Source organism: Streptomyces kaniharaensis (genome assembly GCF_009569385.1).
Classification (GTDB): Bacteria; Actinomycetota; Actinomycetes; order Streptomycetales; family Streptomycetaceae; genus Kitasatospora; species Kitasatospora kaniharaensis.
The window spans coordinates 212,974-228,580 of sequence record NZ_WBOF01000002.1; the positions used below are offsets into that span (position 1 = coordinate 212,974).

Sequence of the window (15,607 nt, forward strand, 5' to 3'; positions counted from 1 at the left end):
CTCATCTCAGCCACCGCCAGCTGCCGAGCATCGTCCACAGGCATGGCAAGTAGCGCTCGTGGTCAATAGAGTCGGCGCGGAACTCCATCCGGAACCCCTGCCCGCGCCGGGCGAAGTATGCCTCGGTCATGCTCACCGGGACGATGGGGACGGACGGTTGCCCCCTGTTGGCGCCATCGTCGTCGAGCCCATAGTGGAGGAACAGCCCCAGCTCACCATCGATGAGAATCTTCCCTGGCGATCCCAGCGGATGCCCATTAGGCACGTTCGAGAACCTGCGCCGGTGAAACTCATCCATATTCATCATGAGTTCCGCCAGACCTGGACCTTCTAGCTGGAACGGGCTGACCAGCATTCCCGTCCAGGCATCGTCCGCTCGGTCGGCTGCGACGCCGGCCACCACAGGCAGCCCCATCTGCATGACCGCATAGTCAACCTCCTGGCGGGACAGATCTCGCCAGCCCCATGGCACACCCAGCTGGAAGAAGTAGCCGTCCGTGATGACCCGGTCGATATCCAGCAAAGGCTCGGCGACAGCAGCACCGGCAGGACTCATTGCCGCCCTCAGTCGCGCCCTGTCGGCAGCACTGACTACTGCCTTGCGAATGCCGAGTCCAGCGAGGTAACCGGCCGTCTGCCAGGCCATCCGTCACCTCCCCCTTCACGCAGTTGCCGAGCCGGAGCATCTACCAGACCATTGTCTTAAGACTTTTCGTGCCTGTCCACCCACGCGTGAAGCGGTGCGCGCGCTGCAGGGGGGCTGAACGGAGGTTCACGCGGTGACTGCCGGGCCTGACGTCCCCCCATCGCCAGTGGAGATCTTGTTCGCACACACCGAACGCTGGGGCTGGGAGTTCCGGCGACCCCAGCCGGCGAGGCGCTCGCTTGAGCGAAACAGGCCGCCCGCAGCCCAGCACGGTGAGAATATTGCCGTGACGTGGCGGAAATGGAGAAAGCGAATCCTGGAGTTCGAAGCGGAGGACGCGCACCGATATCTGAACGCCCCATTGTGGTTCTCCATTCGGCCAGAGCAGCCCTGGTCCGTGGTACCGGTCTTCGGCGGAACCCATATCGGCTGGGAGGCGCTCCTGCTGACCCTGGGGACTTCCATGCTCGCCAGTGGCAACAACCTGACTATCGCCAACCTCAGCGAATGGCATGTCACCGCGAGCCTTGCCGAGTTAGCCTCGATCTTTCGTGACGGTCCGTCGGTTCATCCGGCGGGCCGTTTCGGCTTTCTGGCGGTGGCGAGGATGCCTGTGGCCCGGCTGTCGCGTCGGGTGGGCGCCGGGTTCCACGTCTCCGGGGAGGGTCAGTTGCTGGCTGGGATAGGGCATCGACGCTGGTCAGCCCGGGTTCGGCAGGGCTTGTAGCCGTTCGAAGGCGCTGGTGATCACATCGGTCCAGGGCCAGTGTCGAGCGAGGCGGAGCACGCGGCGGCGGCTGGTGGTGACGAGTTGGGCGGCGGCGGAGAACAGCCGTAGCCGCAGGCGTTTGGGTTCCCACCGGCGGGCGGGCCCAGTGAGGGCGAGCATGGGCATCCAGGCGAGCAGGTCGAGCGCGAGCTGGATGATCTCGAGCCAGACCTGGTTCTGCGCGGCCGCTTGGAGGGGGAGGTTGCGCAGGCCGGTGTCGCGGGCGGCGCGGATGCGGTCCTCGGCGCGGGCGCGCTGGCGGTGCCGCAGCTCCAGGTGGGCGATCGGGACGTGGGCGGTGTTGGTGGCGAAGCAGGTCAGCCGCATTCCGTCGGCGTCGGTGAAGCGCAACTGGGCTCCGGGGTGCGGCCGTTCCTTGCGGACGATCAGCCGCATGCCCTTCGGCCAGCCAGTGAGGACGTCCCCGGCGAGTTCGGCCACCCAGGCGCCGTCCCGGATCTCGCCGTCCGGCCCGATCGCGGGCGTCCAGGCCGAGGCCGGCACGAGCAGGACGGTCTGGTGGATGGCGTCGGTGATGGTCATCCCCACCGAGTAGGAAAGCCACCTTCCGCGTGCAGTGATCCAGTTGAGGAACTTGTGGGTGCCGCCGCCGGAGTCGGCGCGGATCAGGGTGTGGCGTCCACGCCGGTACTTCTTCGGCAGCTGGCCCAGGGCCATTCGGGCGGCCTCGATGTGGTCGGCGGCGGTGTTGCTGCCCGCGTTCCCGCGCCTGAGCAGGCCGGCGACAGGTTCCCCGGACCCGTCTCGGCCGTGGTCGACGAACGCGAACAGCGGGTGATGGCCGAACGTCTTCTTCCAGGTCTTGGCGGCGTGCTCCTTCTCGGAATGCGCCATGACCAGCACGCCGTCGATGTCCACGATCACCTCGCCGCCCGCGTCCGGGGCCGCCTCGCGGGCCAACCGCCAGACCCGCTCGCGGACTTCGGCCCGAGCACGGCGGATTGCCGTCAGTGCCTTGGGTCCAGCCGCCGCCAGGGTGTCGACCAGGCGGGAAACAGTCGGATCCGATGCCACCGGCCCGAACACGGCGGGCTCGGCCCGCAGCATCGCGACGTCCGCCAGGCAGTCCCCGCCCAATGCCACTGTCAGCGCGAGATCCAACAGGATCTTGCCGGGGTCATGAACCGCCCTGGGCTTGCGCCACGGCGCGAGCGCCGCAGACAGCGCATCAGCCAGCCCTGTTCTTCGGGTCGTTTCCACCAGCAGCACCCCGCCGGCCTGCGAGACAATCCCGCCACCGCCACCCGACACCCGCACACGCGGATACGACCCGATACGCTTACTCACCTGGGAAGTGCCTCCGGCTGGTGCGGGAACAAGGGCCTAGACAATCCTTATTCTCGCAGGTCAGAGGCCCTTTCTGCTTTGCTGATCACCTGCCGGACAGCCCACTTCGTGAAAGCGCGAGGTTAGTCAGCGCCTGGGGAGTCTCCGTCGAGCGGGCCACGATTTCCGCCAGGGAATCCTCGCTCGATCTGTTCGAGGGCCTCAGCTCCGAGGAGCTCATCTCGCTAGTGCTCGATGCCCTTGCAACAGAGGACCCAAGTGCCCATCGCAGGGAGCACATGGAAGACCGCGCAACGCTCCGTAGTATCGCAATGCAACTGGAGCCCCACGTGAGCTTGGGCCGACTGCGTTCGGCGTTGCGCATCCTTCTGCGCGAGGCGCCTCTCACAGAGGAGGACGCTCAGCTATCCGCAGACGAGTTCGACGCGCTCACCGAGATGTTCGGCCAGGAGATCCGCACCGGCACGGATCTGCTGGGCCGTTCCTATCAGCTGGAACATGCCCTGCAAGAGCTCTCGTTCTTCGCCCGCCTCCCCGGACCCACCGGCGGTGCTGGTGGGGCACCGACCCCAGCGGCGAAGACGGCCGGTCAGGTCCCGCACCTCCTCCTCTTTGACGTCGCGCACGACATGAATGTGTATGAGCACGACCTCGGAGCGGACCTGCTGGTGCAGCGGCTGCTCCGGCAGCTCACAGACAACGGCGGGAGTAGTGGTGCCGGCGACGTGCTGGTCGTCGCCGGCGCCGACCGGCTCTACCAGCGCACACTCGACAGGCTGCTCGCTCTTGCCGAGACGCGCCGCCTGCGGGTCTTGCTGATGTTCAACCGCCTGGGTGATCACGCGCTTGGTGCGCTCGGCGCCAGCAACATCTGCGTCTTCATGCGACTATCCGACTACCGGGAGGCCACTCACGCGGCTGAACAGGTTGGCCGCAGCCACAAGTTTGTCCTCAGCGAGATAACTAAGACGCGCGGCGTCGCCTACGACCAAGGTACCAGCCGCGGCTCTGGCCGCGAGCAAGGACGCAGCACGTCCTCTACCTTCGGCGGGCAGTTCTCCGTCAGCCATTCGGCGAATGTCGGGGTGAGTCAAAGCCAGGGCAGCAGCGCGTCGCGAAACGTTTCAACCAGCGACAGTGAGAGCTCCGAACGGGTGTATGAGTTTGACCTGGAGCCACGTGAGGTCCAGGCGCTGCCAGCGACGGCCATGTTCCTTGTTGAACAGGCTCGCGGTACCTCACGCCTAATCGACTGCGACCCGCTGATCGCCTTGCAGGCAAAGCTCGGCTGAGCCGATGAGAAAGATCGATGATAAAACGAAACAAATAGGTGCCCCAAGTACGAGGCTGGGCCCATGTTCTAGAGACCTATTTGGGTCACAGGCCTCAGGTTCAAAGCTGGTCGCGCGAGCGGCTGACCTAGTGTTCCAGGACTCCGAGTGGGGGCAGAAATGACCGACCAAGATGATCACTCAGGCCAGTACGACCAGCCGCCCGGTGCGTCCGGCCCGGGGCAGTACGGCCAGCCGCCCGGTGCGTCCGGCCCGGGGCAGTACGGCCAGCCGCCCGGTGCGTCCGGCCCGGGGCAGTACGGCCAGCCGCCCGGTGCGTCCGGCCCGGGGCAGTACGGCCAGCCGCCCGGTGCGTCCGGCCCGGGGCAGTACGGCCAGCCGCCCGGGTCCACGGGCACCGCGGCGCCGTACCCAGGCATCAAATCACCTGCCATCCCATATACCGACTGGTTCCACCGCGCCGGAGGGTACCTCCTCGACATTGTTCCCGTGCTCATCATCGTCTTCATCGGAGCCATCACCCGTACCTCTTTCGTCATCGTGCTCGCTTACCTTGTGGCGCTGGCCTTTTGGTTTTACAACCGCTGCATCCTGGGTGGGCAAGGCCAGAGTTTTGGCAAAAGAGTGATGGGCATCAAGCTCGTCTCGGAGGAGACCGGCCGGCCGATCGGCACCCTGATGACTTTCGCCCGTGACCTGTGCCACATCCTAGATTCGCTCGCCTGCTACATCGGCTGGCTCTTTCCGCTGTGGGACGCCAAGCGGCAGACGTTTGCTGACAAGATCGTTCGGACAGTGGTAGTTCCTGTGTGACCAGAAATCGAGGCAGTTCACGGCCTGTGTTGCGCATAATTCGTTGAATGAGGGTTCTGGCGATCTGCCGGTATGGGGACCACGTACTACAGCGGCGGATCTTGCTGGTGTGACCGGTTCGGTTCGGCGGGGCGGAGGTGCGCGGGGATGGGGTTGCCGAGTCGCTGGTAGTGGCTGATGGCGGCGGCGGTCTGATGTTCGACGCGCCAGTGGTGCTGGCGGAGGAGTTCGGCGTCGTTGTGGCGGACGGCCAGGCCGGTGAGGGCCAAGAGTGTGGCGACAGCGGAGAGGGTGAGTCGGATCATCGGACCGGCCCTGCACGAGGAGTCCTCCGTTGTCGGCGCCGGCGTATCGGGCTCGCTGGCGCGGGCGGCTGCCAGCAGGTCTGTGGGTGCCGATAAATCATCCGGCCTGGTCACGCGGCATGTTGGTATTCGTGGAGGGTTCCGCCCAGTCGGTCTCGCCGACGGACCACCAGACGTCTGATCTGTGCTGGTTCGTTGATCGGTTCGGGTAGCGGGCGGAGTGGCGCGGCTTGCTTCAGAGTTCGGTGCGGCCGGTGCTCGTTGTAGAAGGTCTCGAACTCGCGCAACGCGTGGAGAAGGTGGCGCTGGTTCCAGATCAAGGCGCGGTCCAGCAGCTCGCGTCGGCAGGTCTGTATCCAGCGCTCCATGACGGAGTTCATCTGCGGTATCCGGATGCCGGTGACCACGACGTTCAGGCCAGTGTCGGTCATCAGGGCGTCGAAGGAGGCCGTGAACTTCGAGTCGCGGTCCCGGATCAAGAACCTGACCTTGTTGCCCGCGTCCTCGAGGTCCATGAGCAGGTTACGTCCGAGCTGCACGATCCACTCCGAGGTGGGGTGTGCGGTGGCCCCGAGGATCCGCATGCGCCGGGTGCCGTGCTCAATGACGGCGAAGACCTACAGGCGAGCGCCGGTCAAGGTGCGGGTCTCGAAGAGGTCGCAGGCGAGCAGGGCCTCGGCCTGGCCGCGCAGGAAGTCGGCCCAGGTCGTGCTCTGCCGCTCGGGCGCGGGCGGGATGCCGTGCTCGCGAAGGATCTCCCAGACGGTGGAGGCGGCGACCTTGATCCCGAGGGCTGCGAGTTCGCCATGGATCCGGCGATACCCCCACGAGGCATTCTCGCGCGCGAGGCGCAGCACCAGGGCGCGGATCGACCTGACCGTGGGCGGGCGTCCACGGCGCTTGGGCACGCAGGTGGTGGCATGGCGCCGCTTGAGCAGGTCGCGGTGCCAGCGCAGGATCGTGTCCGGGCGGACCAGGACCAGAAGGTGCCGCAGCTTGTCGGTGGGGAGGTGGTGGAGCAGGCCGGCAAGGACAGCACGGTCGGTGTCGGTGAAGGCGGGCTTGCCGACCTGGCGCTGCAGGATGAGGAGTTGGTGCCGGAGCGCGAGGGTCTCGATGTCCTTCTCGCGCCCGCTCATCGGCAGCAGGCGTAGTAGGGCGAAAGCGTTGGTTACGGCGAGATAGGCCAGGCGCAGCAGCACAACAGATCATCATGCCGTGGGTGCGTTTCTTCCTGGGTGAGCGCCATGCACCTGCCAGTCCTTCAGGCCCGATGCTGTGGACCGCTGGGCCCTACGAGTCTCGGAACCGGCTACCGAATCGCGTGCGGTCGGTCGCATCGCGGCTGGTCAGTGGGGTGGTCACTCAAGGAGAAACGCACCCGGAGAAATGCACCCTCATGCCGTCCGTGCTGCCCCGCGGGGAAGACAACCACGAGGCCGACAGACGCAGACCCGCGGCCAGGTGACAAGGCCGTGACCAGGCCGGATGATTTATCGGCACCCACAACGCCCGGGTGATACCCGAAGGGTCGTTCGCCGTCTTCACTGCGGCATTTGCCGATATCCACCGTGCGATGGGCGACGGACGGCGGGGTGATCTCGTGGGGTCCCTCTGGCTGCGCTGCCCCCTGTGAGGGCTCTGCACTTCGAGCCGGCCTACTTCTACGGGCCGGATTACCGTAATCTGAATCCGGTCGGTGGAAGCATGCGTTACTGGCTGAACAACAAGACCGGCGGGCACGCAGCGGCCCAGCCGGGGGCCGATCGTGTTCGTGGCGGGGCTTACACGCGAGCTCTGTCGGGTTCCACCACCGAGAGGATCTCGGAGGCGACTCCGGCCCCCGGGGACCAATTCGACATCACCTCCTCATAGAGCAGCCAGAGACCTTGCACAGCAAGGCCCGGCAAAGGACGGCGAAGAAGCTCTCGGCGGCGGCGTTATTCAGGCCGACTCCTTGATCTTCGAAGTCGGCCTGTCGGAGGTCATTTGCTGCCGGGGACCCGAGCGGCGTTGGCAAGCGGCAGGGCTGGTAGCTCCGCTCGCAGTCCCTCCCTCGTCGTCGCTCGGGTGGTCACTTCCCGAACAGGACCCGGCGGCCCGACGGCTCCTCGACCGGCTTCCGCAGCGGCGGGAGGGGGGCGTTCGGTGCAGTGGTGCGCAGTGGCTTGGCCCACCGGTAGGTGCCGGGCCGGCGGCGTTCGGCGTTCAGAGCGCCGAGGGTGTAGCGGTTGATCCACTCGTTGATCCTGGCGGCGGGGCGGCCGGTGATCACTAGGTGGTGGGGTGAGTCGTCCGCGCGGACCGCTTGGATCACCGCGTCGTTGCGGCCCAGGGACACACACTGGGCAAGGTAGCGGAAGCGGAACGGAGCAGGCTGTCGGCCACGGGAGAGCGCGTCGATGACCTCGGCGGCGTAGGCGCCGGTCGGCATGGCGGTTGCGCAGGCCATGCGAAGTTCCCCGATGCCGGGTGCGCTCACGCGGGCAGCGTCGCCGACGACGAACACATCGGGGTGCGAGCTTGAGCGAAGAGTGGCGTCGACCAGGGCGCGCCCCCTGGCGTCGACGGCCAGTCCGGCCTCGGCGGCAAGGGACGGGACGGTGAGCGTCGCCGTCCAGACCACCACGTCGGCGGGGATCTCGCCGCGGTCCGTCGACAGCCCGTGCGGGTGGACGGCCGTCACCCTGGTGTCGGCGTGGATGCGGGCGCCGAGCCGTTCGAGTGCGGCCGTGACGTGCCGGCGTCCGGCGGGGGACAGGCCCGCGCCCGGTTCTTGTCCGGTGACCAGACAGGTTTTCCAGCCTGCAGCGGACTCGGCGAGCTCGGCGGCCACCTCGATACCGGTCAGCCCGCCTCCGACGGCCGCCACCGTGCCGTCGCCCCCGGCCAGTCGGGCGCTCAGCTCGCCCGCCCGCTCGACGGTGTAGGCATGGTCCGCCGCCCCGGGCACTGAGGCGGTGTCGGTCCTGCTGCCGAGGGCGTACACCAGGCGGTCATAGCCGACCACCGTGCCGTCGTCGAGCGAGACGCTGCGGCCGTCCAGGTCGATCGCGACGGCGCGGGCGGTGACCGTGGAGATGTCACGCCCGGCCACCAACTCACGCAGTGGAACGCCGGTGGATCCGCGACCGGCGGCCACCTCGTGGAGCCGGATGCGCTCGCTGAACTCGGTCTTGGGATCGATCAACGTCACCCGGTGGCGGCGGCTTACCCGAAGTGCCGCCGTCAGGCCCGCGTACCCGGCACCGATGACCACGATGTGCTGCTTCATTCCGCTGCTCCTCCGCCGGCTGCGCTCCCGTCCGCGCGGCTTCGCAAGAGTGGACCGCACAGCCCAGCAGGATGTGACATCGATTCGAAAACTGGTTTCGACGAATCCGTAGGGGTGTCGATGGCGGAAAGGCGATCTGTCCGTTGCTGTGCGCATGGAGCCGGGCAGCGCCGAACCGGACGTCACACGACTACGCCGAAGCCCTGGGAGCTGCCGAAAAACTACTTGCTGATCTTGGCGGGCTCGTCGGAGGTCAGGGTGTGGCCTGCGATGGAGGCGAGTTGGTCGGCTGTGGTCACGGTGATCGCTCCGCGGGGGATGGGGTGGCCGAGGGCGTCGAGGATCCGGTTCGCTTCGTGGACTGCTTCGGTGATCCGCGCCTGTGAGGTGCCGAGCAGGGCTGCGAGCGGCGGGTTGTGGATCTTCCAGCGCGCCTTGAGGACGCCGACCAGCAGGCGGTCGGCGGCGGACAGGTAGCGACTGCCGGTGCCCGGCCCCGTCTTCTTCCCCGGGATCATGATCGGTGGGTAGTCAGCGAGGTAGCGGCGGTAGCGCTCCTGGAGGTCCTGCCAGTCGGGTTGCTCCATGCCGGTCAGGCTGGGGTGGTGTAGCCAGGCGGGTGCCTTGTCGCCGACGGGAAAGCGGCCGAACTCTGCTGAGACAGCTGGAGGTTCGGGAGCGAGCGGCTCGGGGCGGAGAGTGTAGTTCCAGGTGCCGTGCCACGCGTGGGTGTCCAGCGGAAGTCGGTCCATGACATGGTCGGGGACGGTGACGCCGGTGGGGTAGCTGCCTGGGTCGAGTTCGGCGTGGACCGTGAGTCCGGTGCGGGTGGTCGTCGCGCCGATGCAGCCGACGACGACTTCGTGGCTGGTCAGCGGGCGTCCGCGCCAGTTGGTGCTGATCTGCGAGAACAGCCGGTGCTCTATCTTGTTCCACTTCGAAGTGCCCGGCGGAAAGTGACAGACAGTCACGGTCAGGCCGGTGGCGAAGGCGAAGTCGGCGAGTTCCTTCTTCCAGGCCCGCACCCGGTAGCCGTTCGCCCCGCCCGCGTCGGCGGTGATCAGCAGTCGCGTCGCGTCCGGGTAACGGTGCCGGCCCTCGGCCTCCCACCAGCGGCGCAGGGTGGCCACCGCGAACGCGGCGGTGTCCCAGTCGCAGCCCACCGACACCCAGCCGGCGTCCGCGGCAAGGTCGTAGATCCCGTACGGCACCGCCTTCTGCGCGTCCTTCTCGGGGAAGTCGTGCGCGCGCACGCGCACCGGCTCTCCGGCGCGGTGCCATTCGCGCCCGCCGACCGCGTAGTCGCCGAGCACCTCCTTCTTCTTGGTGTCCACGCTGATGACCGGCTGCCCGGCCGCGGTGAACTCCTTGACCCGCGCGTTGATGTAGCCGAACTGGACGTCGCGGTCCGGATGCCTGGCGCCCTCGGTCGTTCGCGAGGTGCCCTGCAAGGAGAAGCCCTCGGCCTTCAGCAGCGCGGCGACCGTATCCGACCCGATCCGGTGGCCCTCGCGGGTCAGCTCGGCCGCCAGATTCCGGGTGGACTTCACCGTCCAGCGCAACGGCGACTCCGGATCCCCACGCTGGTCCGGCTCGACCAGTGCCAGCAGCGCCGCCACCAGGCCGGGATCACTCTCACGCAGCAGTTTCCGCCCGCCCCCTTCGGCCCGGACCCGGCCAGCGGGCTCCAGGTCCGACCCCAGCTCCCGGGCGCCGCGCGCCACGGTGGACTCCGCCGCCCCCGCAAGGCGGGCAACCCGGCGCACGCCCCCGTATCCCAGCACCCTGGCCGCGGCCCCAAGCGTCAGGCGCCGCTGCCGCTCATCCAGCTGCGGCAACAGCCGGGCGAGCACCTCCCCGAGCACCGTTGCCATCTCATCCGTCACACCCTGATCCTATGACCCAACCAGCCCACCAGATCAAGGAGTTATTAATCGTCAGGCCCCTGGGTCAGTTCAGTCCGTTCTCAGTCCACGAGCGGAGTTTCTCCGGGTTGCGGACCGCCCAAATGCGGGTGATGCGGCCGCCGGTGAGGCTGAACGCCGCCACGGTCGCGGTCACGCCGGCGTGTTGGGCGACCAGGCCGGGATGGCCGTTGACCATCCGTTCGAGGAGCGTGAGTCCGGGGGCGTTGTCGGCGATGTGGATCAGGTACTGGGCGATGCGCTCGCTGCCGCGGACCGGGCGAAGGACGGCGCCGACCATGCCGCCCCCGTCGGCGGTCATCGTGGCATCAGGGTCGAGCAGACCAACCAGGGTCTCGATGTCCCTGGCCTCCCACGCCTGCTTGAAGTGCCGCACCACACGGGCCTGTCCGGCCGCGGGAACGGCCGGCGCCTGTACGGCGCGCACCCGTCGGCGGGCGGAGGACGCCAGCTGCCGGCAGGCCGTCGGAGTCCGGCCGACCATCTCGGCGACCTCGGCGAAGCGGTAGCGGAAGACGTCGTGCAGGATGAACGCCACGCGCTCGGCCGGCGTCATCGACTCCAGGATGACCAGGAAGGCCATGTTCACCGACTCGTCCAGGGTGACCCAGTCGGCGGGGTCGACCGGCTCGGCCCTGCCGCCGCCCGCCGGTCCGCCGATCCACTCCGTACGGTCGGGCAGCGGCTCGGGTATCCACTCACCGACGTAGCGCTCGCGCCGGAGGCGCGCCGACCCGAGCAGGTCCAGACAGATGCGGGTGGCCACCGTCGTCAGCCAGGCGCCGGGCGACTCGATGGCCTCCTGCCGGGCCTGCGACATCGCGTACCAGCGGGCGCACGTCTCCTGCACGACGTCCTCTGCCTCGACCAGGGAACCGAGCAGCCGGTAGGCGAGATTGATCAGGTGGCGCCGCTCGTCGACGATCACACTCAGCCCCGGCTCGGATGGGGTGCTCATGGGTCGGACCCGCTCCCTGGTTATCCGCTTCCGCTCTTGCCGCGCCCGCCGCTCCGATGACACCGCATCGGCGTGTGAGGCCGGAAGCCCGCCTCACATTTCGCGGGCCCGCGTCGTCGGACTGCCAAGACACTATCGACCAACCGCCGCGAGGCAGAAGAGGGGACCGCGAAATGGCCAACCCGAGGACGGCAGGACAGCGCAGCCTCACGTTCCCGCAGGTCGCCATCGCCCTGCAAACCCTGGCCATCTTCTTCCAGGCGGCCACCGCCGGCCTGCTGTTGGCCTCACACGGCGAGACGCTGCACAGTGTCGGAGCGCGCGTGATGTACGGCGCATCGATGCTGTACCTGCTCGCCGCGATCCTGGCCTGGCGGCCCGGCGGCGGCTCTCCCCGCCCCATGCTGAACGCGGCTGGCTTCCTGGTGCTCGCCTCGGTGCAGGTCGTGCTGGGCATCGCGCACATACCGTCGCTCCACGTCCCCTTGGGCGTCCTGATGTTCGGCCTCAGCGTGCTGGCGCTGAGCCAGGTGTCGGCAGCCCACTTCTCGGAGCGCTCCGGCACCCGGCCGTAACCGCCGCGCCACTCCCCAGGCATCCGTACTCGTCCAGGCCTTCACACCTTCCGTCCGTGTCAAGTGCCTTATCACGAGGCCGCCTTGGCAACCATGACCGACCAGCAGATGTAGAGGAGGTTGACCACCAGCCGGGCTGCTACTCCCACTGGTCGTTCCAGGAACCGGGCCCGGTGGGCCCGGGCGGACCGCAGGGCGTCGAGGTGGGAGACCAGGTAGGCGCTGATGAGTGCAGCGGCGGACCACCCGCCCGCCGCACGCCACCGCGGGGTCAGCACCACTACACCCACCACGATCTCCGCCGCACCGGTGGCGGCGACCAGCAGCGCGGGCCGAGTGAGCCACCGCGGAATGAGGGTGCGGAAGTAGCCGGGCACCAGTAAGTGCGCCACCCCCGCCGCCAGCAGGAAGATCCCCAACGAAACTGCCGCGATACGGTTCACGGCGTGAGCATCGTCCCCGCCCGCGCCTGGGCGCTTGAACGAAACGATCGCCGTCTGGTGTTCGCCTCGGGCCCCGACGGGGCGATGTTCGCCGAGACCGGCGCGTTCGACGTCACCGCGCACCGCCACCCGGTCTGGAAGGTCGTCCTGTCGCCCGACGGACTCGTCGAGACCCGGCCGGCCGGAAGGCGCCCGGTCGCCTCGGCCGGCGTGATAGTGCCGCCTCAACTCCGCCACACCGCTGCCGCCTCCTCCTCCTACACCGCCCTGTTCCTCGACCCGTGGCGGCTGCGTCCGGAACTGGGCCTGACCTGCCTCGACCGGGCCGCCGTGCGCCGCATCCTCGCCGCGCTCGACCGCGGCGCGGCACCCGGCCCGGGCGCCGACCTCGCCGCCGCCGCAGCGGAGCTCACCGCCCTGACCGGCGCGGCACACCGCCTCGATCCCCGCGTCGCCCACGCGATCGCGGAAAGCACCCGCGCCGACCCACCCGCCGCCATCGGCTCCGTCGCCGCCGACGTCGGGCTGTCCCCGCCCCGGCTGCGCGCCCTGGTCCGCGCATCGGTGGGAGTCCCGCTCGTACAGCTGAGGACGTGGACGCGACTGCGTACCGCCGTCGCCGCCCTCCACGACGGCTCGGTGGCCGCGGCCGCCGCGTCGTCCGGCTTCGCCGACCAGGCCCACCTGGCCCGCACCGCCCGCAGTCTCCTCGGGCGCACGCCCGCCTCGATCGGGCGGTCCCCGACCCGTCAGGCGCGCTGAAACAGGTCCCCGGTCCAGAAGCCCTTCCTGACAGCTGACCAGGCTCTGGTCGGCTCGCCGGGGAGGGCCCATCCTGTGCCGTTCGGTTACTGGTCGCTGCTGGTCAGGCCGCGTATCTGTACTCGTTGATGACGCCGCCGAGCACTCGGGTGCGGAGGAGCCGGTGAGCGGTCAGGTCGGCTTTGGGCGCTGGGTGCTCTTGAGCCAGGACGTGTATCGAAAGTGTGTGCGGCGACTGACGTACGGGGGCATGTCACTTTTTAGGGCGCTGCCTTGTCCGAGAGACGGATACCCAGCTGTCGTTCTCGCGAAGAAGGAGACTTTCGTGTTCGCCACCTACCTCGTGGTCATCATCCTCACCTCGGCCGTCAACGGCTTGGCCGCCATGGCCAACTTCATCGGCCACGAGTACCCCAAGAGCCAGGCGGACAAATTGCGCGTGCCTCGGTCCTGGATGCGCCCACTGGGCGCACTGTTGGCGGCGGGGGCGCTGGGACTGCTGGCCGGGTTCGCTGTGCCGGCGCTGGGCACGCTCGCCGCCGCTTGTCTCGTGCTGTACTTCCTGGGTGCGTTGTGTGCCCACCTGCGGGTCCGTGACTACCAGTTGGGCCCCTGGTCCGTATTTTTCTGTCTGCCGGTGGCCGCCCTGGCCGTGAGCTTGGTGTACCACGGCGCGTGGTGAACTGGTGGCGTGATCAGCCCCGCCCCTCAGGAGGAGTTCTCCCAGCCTGTGGGTGGGGGTGCTGGGTCACAGCCATTCGTTGATGGCCGCGACGAGCACGGCTGCTGCGTAGCGGACGGCGAGCTTGTCAGAGGGCGGTATGTGGCGTGTTGTCGTATATGGCGTCACTGGAACGTGTGGCATCGCCGTATCTCCGCTGCCCGTGAGGCCCGGCAGTGCTGGAGTGTCACCCGTGAGCGACCGCCAGTCCTACAAGAGCGACTTGTCCGACGAGCGCTGGGCTCTGATCGAGCCCGTGATCACCTCGTGGAAGGCCCAGCACCCCTCCGTCAGCGGCCACCAGGGCAACTACGACATGCGGGCGCGGACGGTGTGTGAAGCGATGGACATGGAGATCGCTCCCAGCGACATCAACAACGTCCGCCTCAAGCTCAAGCGGCTCGCCGAGCGGGGAATCCTGGTCGAGACCGAGCGGGGGCTGTTCGCGTGGCCGCGACCATAGCCGCCCAGCGAGCCCGCACCCAGGCCGCTTGCCCCGGCCGAAAGGACAAACGGGCGCCAGTTCACGTACCGCCCTCTGACAACTGGGCACCATGCCCACCGGCTGCTGGTCGGCTTGACAAGGCACAGCTCGTTGAGTGAGCACGACAGGATCACCGCCGCGCCGGCCGCGGTGGTGATCCATGTGAGGCTGTTGGCAAACGCGCACTATGTGGCACGAGAGGGCGTTGCCCGTTGGTGTCGGGCTGCGACAGGCGCGGCGGCTGCGGTAGATGAGTGGTGATGCCGGGTCAGTGTGGCGCGTTTTGGACGGCGAAGCCGTGCAGGAGGGCTCCGGTGGTGTCGGGGTCCTCGAACATGGGTGTGTGGCCGACACCGTCGAGGATCTCGATTCGGGCGTGGGGGATTCGGTGGTAGTCCTGGGCGGAGGACGGCTGCCATCGCCGGTCCTGGGAGCCGAAGATCACCAGAGTGGGCAGGTCGAGGCCGGCGAGTCGGTCGGGGATGGGCCGTTCCTTCGTGTACGCGGTGGACGCATCGTCGGTCGCGGTGAGGCTGCGGTAGGTCATGCCCCGGATGTCGGTGATGATCTGGTCGGGGATCCGCACCTGACGGGTGAACGCGGTGCTCAGCGCGTCACGGATGGTACCGTCGGTGCGCAGCCGCCAGAGCAGTTCCCCCACCACCGGCGTGGCCACGAGCTGGCCGGTGAAGCTGTCGCCGATGTACGCGTCCAACCGCGGGCCAGTGTCGATCAGCGCGATCGCCGCCACCAGGTCGCGGCGCTGTTCGGCCAGCGCCGTGGCGACGTCGCCGCCGGTCGAATGCCCGACGACGGTCGCGCGGCGCACCCCGAGCCGATCGAGCACGGCCCCGACCCGGCGTGCCTGCTCCGCCATGCCGTAGCCATCGGCCGGTTTGGCCGATCCGCCGTGCCCGAGCAGGTCCACCCGCACCACGTGCAGGTCCCGCAAGGCCGGCAGCACTGGATCCCACCATGCCGTCGAGCCGCCCAGGCCGTGCAGGAGCACCACCGTGGGCGCGCCGGGCGGCCCATCCTGCACGACGTGGATGTCCCCGCCGGGAAGGCGGACGATCTGCCCGCCGGAAGCTTCGGCTGTCGCCGTGCGCACGGACACCGTGTTCGCCGTGAGGAGGGCGGCCAGCACGCCGACGGCCAGCAGCGTGATCCGCCACCGCCGACTCCACGCCCGCCGTCCGCGCGGGGTGCGCGGCGCAGCATCTGCGCGGCTGCGGGTGCGTGGGTCTTGCGGGGTGGTCGTCTCGTCCATGACTCCTCCGTCGCTCGGTCCGTGGCACCACCACCCTGCCGACGGCCGGCGCAACGCGTCTT

Annotated in this window: 15 protein-coding genes and 2 pseudogenes; 7 read left to right on the top strand and 10 right to left on the bottom strand. The window is 68.5% G+C overall.

Annotated elements, in window-relative coordinates; all coding sequences use genetic code 11:
• Position 1 precedes the first annotated feature (1 nt).
• Positions 2–646 carry a hypothetical protein gene (locus F7Q99_RS28510; RefSeq protein ID WP_153466831.1) on the bottom strand — a complete coding sequence of 215 codons (645 nt, stop codon included), beginning with the start codon at positions 644–646 and terminating at the stop codon, positions 2–4.
• 286 nt (positions 647–932) lie between these two features.
• Here F7Q99_RS28510 and F7Q99_RS28515 point away from each other — a divergent pair, with 286 nt between their 5' ends.
• Positions 933–1,373: a hypothetical protein gene (locus F7Q99_RS28515; protein ID WP_153466832.1), complete on the top strand. Its 441-nt coding sequence runs from the start codon at positions 933–935 to the stop codon at positions 1,371–1,373.
• On the opposite strand, the gene F7Q99_RS28520 is transcribed toward F7Q99_RS28515, so the two are convergent.
• Positions 1,347–2,723 (bottom strand): IS1380 family transposase, encoded by a 1,377-nt coding sequence (locus tag F7Q99_RS28520; RefSeq protein WP_326846080.1) that lies wholly within the window; start codon positions 2,721–2,723, stop codon positions 1,347–1,349. The genes F7Q99_RS28515 and F7Q99_RS28520 overlap by 27 nt on opposite strands.
• A 311-nt stretch (positions 2,724–3,034) precedes the next feature.
• Here F7Q99_RS28520 and F7Q99_RS28525 point away from each other — a divergent pair, with 311 nt between their 5' ends.
• Entirely contained in the window at positions 3,035–4,015 is a 981-nt protein-coding gene (locus F7Q99_RS28525; RefSeq protein WP_153466833.1) for a hypothetical protein, read from the top strand.
• A gap of 176 nt (positions 4,016–4,191) precedes the next feature.
• On the opposite strand, the gene F7Q99_RS41675 is transcribed toward F7Q99_RS28525, so the two are convergent.
• Positions 4,192–4,434 (bottom strand): hypothetical protein, encoded by a 243-nt coding sequence (locus tag F7Q99_RS41675; protein WP_230210969.1) that lies wholly within the window; start codon positions 4,432–4,434, stop codon positions 4,192–4,194.
• A 13-nt stretch (positions 4,435–4,447) separates the two neighbouring features.
• Here F7Q99_RS41675 and F7Q99_RS41680 point away from each other — a divergent pair, with 13 nt between their 5' ends.
• Entirely contained in the window at positions 4,448–4,828 is a 381-nt protein-coding gene (locus F7Q99_RS41680; RefSeq protein ID WP_326847364.1) for an RDD family protein, read from the top strand.
• An 86-nt stretch (positions 4,829–4,914) separates the two neighbouring features.
• Here F7Q99_RS41680 and F7Q99_RS28535 read toward each other — a convergent pair whose 3' ends face one another.
• The 5 genes and pseudogenes from F7Q99_RS28535 to sigJ all read right to left on the bottom strand — a co-directional run bounded on the left by F7Q99_RS28535 (position 4,915) and on the right by sigJ (position 11,290).
• Positions 4,915–5,133 (bottom strand): hypothetical protein, encoded by a 219-nt coding sequence (locus F7Q99_RS28535; RefSeq protein WP_153466835.1) that lies wholly within the window; start codon positions 5,131–5,133, stop codon positions 4,915–4,917.
• Between the two features lie 110 nt (positions 5,134–5,243).
• Positions 5,244–6,335 (bottom strand): annotated as a pseudogene (locus F7Q99_RS28540) (integrase core domain-containing protein).
• An 872-nt stretch (positions 6,336–7,207) separates the two neighbouring features.
• Entirely contained in the window at positions 7,208–8,407 is a 1,200-nt protein-coding gene (locus F7Q99_RS28545) for an NAD(P)/FAD-dependent oxidoreductase (RefSeq protein ID WP_153466836.1), read from the bottom strand.
• A gap of 221 nt (positions 8,408–8,628) precedes the next feature.
• The gene (locus F7Q99_RS28550; RefSeq protein ID WP_153467489.1) at positions 8,629–10,281 is read right to left on the bottom strand and encodes an ISAzo13 family transposase; all 1,653 of its coding nucleotides are present in this window, start codon (positions 10,279–10,281) and stop codon (positions 8,629–8,631) included.
• Between the two features lie 76 nt (positions 10,282–10,357).
• Entirely contained in the window at positions 10,358–11,290 is a 933-nt protein-coding gene (gene sigJ, locus F7Q99_RS28555) for an RNA polymerase sigma factor SigJ (protein WP_153466837.1), read from the bottom strand.
• A gap of 173 nt (positions 11,291–11,463) precedes the next feature.
• On the opposite strand from sigJ, the gene F7Q99_RS28560 reads away from it, so the two are divergent.
• The gene (locus tag F7Q99_RS28560) at positions 11,464–11,865 is read left to right on the top strand and encodes a hypothetical protein (RefSeq protein ID WP_153466838.1); all 402 of its coding nucleotides are present in this window, start codon (positions 11,464–11,466) and stop codon (positions 11,863–11,865) included.
• 71 nt (positions 11,866–11,936) lie between these two features.
• Here the strand turns inward: F7Q99_RS28560 and F7Q99_RS28565 are convergent, their stop codons facing one another.
• The gene (locus F7Q99_RS28565; RefSeq protein ID WP_153466839.1) at positions 11,937–12,308 is read right to left on the bottom strand and encodes a DoxX family protein; all 372 of its coding nucleotides are present in this window, start codon (positions 12,306–12,308) and stop codon (positions 11,937–11,939) included.
• Positions 12,309–12,311: 3 nt separating this feature from the next.
• On the opposite strand from F7Q99_RS28565, the gene F7Q99_RS28570 reads away from it, so the two are divergent.
• The 3 genes and pseudogenes from F7Q99_RS28570 to F7Q99_RS43345 all read left to right on the top strand — a co-directional run.
• Positions 12,312–13,070, top strand: coding sequence for a helix-turn-helix domain-containing protein (locus tag F7Q99_RS28570; protein WP_326847292.1), 759 nt, complete (start codon positions 12,312–12,314; stop codon positions 13,068–13,070).
• 325 nt (positions 13,071–13,395) lie between these two features.
• Entirely contained in the window at positions 13,396–13,752 is a 357-nt protein-coding gene (locus F7Q99_RS28575; RefSeq protein WP_326847293.1) for a DoxX family protein, read from the top strand.
• A gap of 232 nt (positions 13,753–13,984) precedes the next feature.
• Positions 13,985–14,100 (top strand): annotated as a pseudogene (locus F7Q99_RS43345) (IS5/IS1182 family transposase); the annotation flags it as partial.
• Between the two features lie 443 nt (positions 14,101–14,543).
• Here the strand turns inward: F7Q99_RS43345 and F7Q99_RS28585 are convergent.
• Positions 14,544–15,545 (bottom strand): alpha/beta fold hydrolase, encoded by a 1,002-nt coding sequence (locus tag F7Q99_RS28585; protein ID WP_153466841.1) that lies wholly within the window; start codon positions 15,543–15,545, stop codon positions 14,544–14,546.
• Positions 15,546–15,607: the final 62 nt, after the last annotated feature.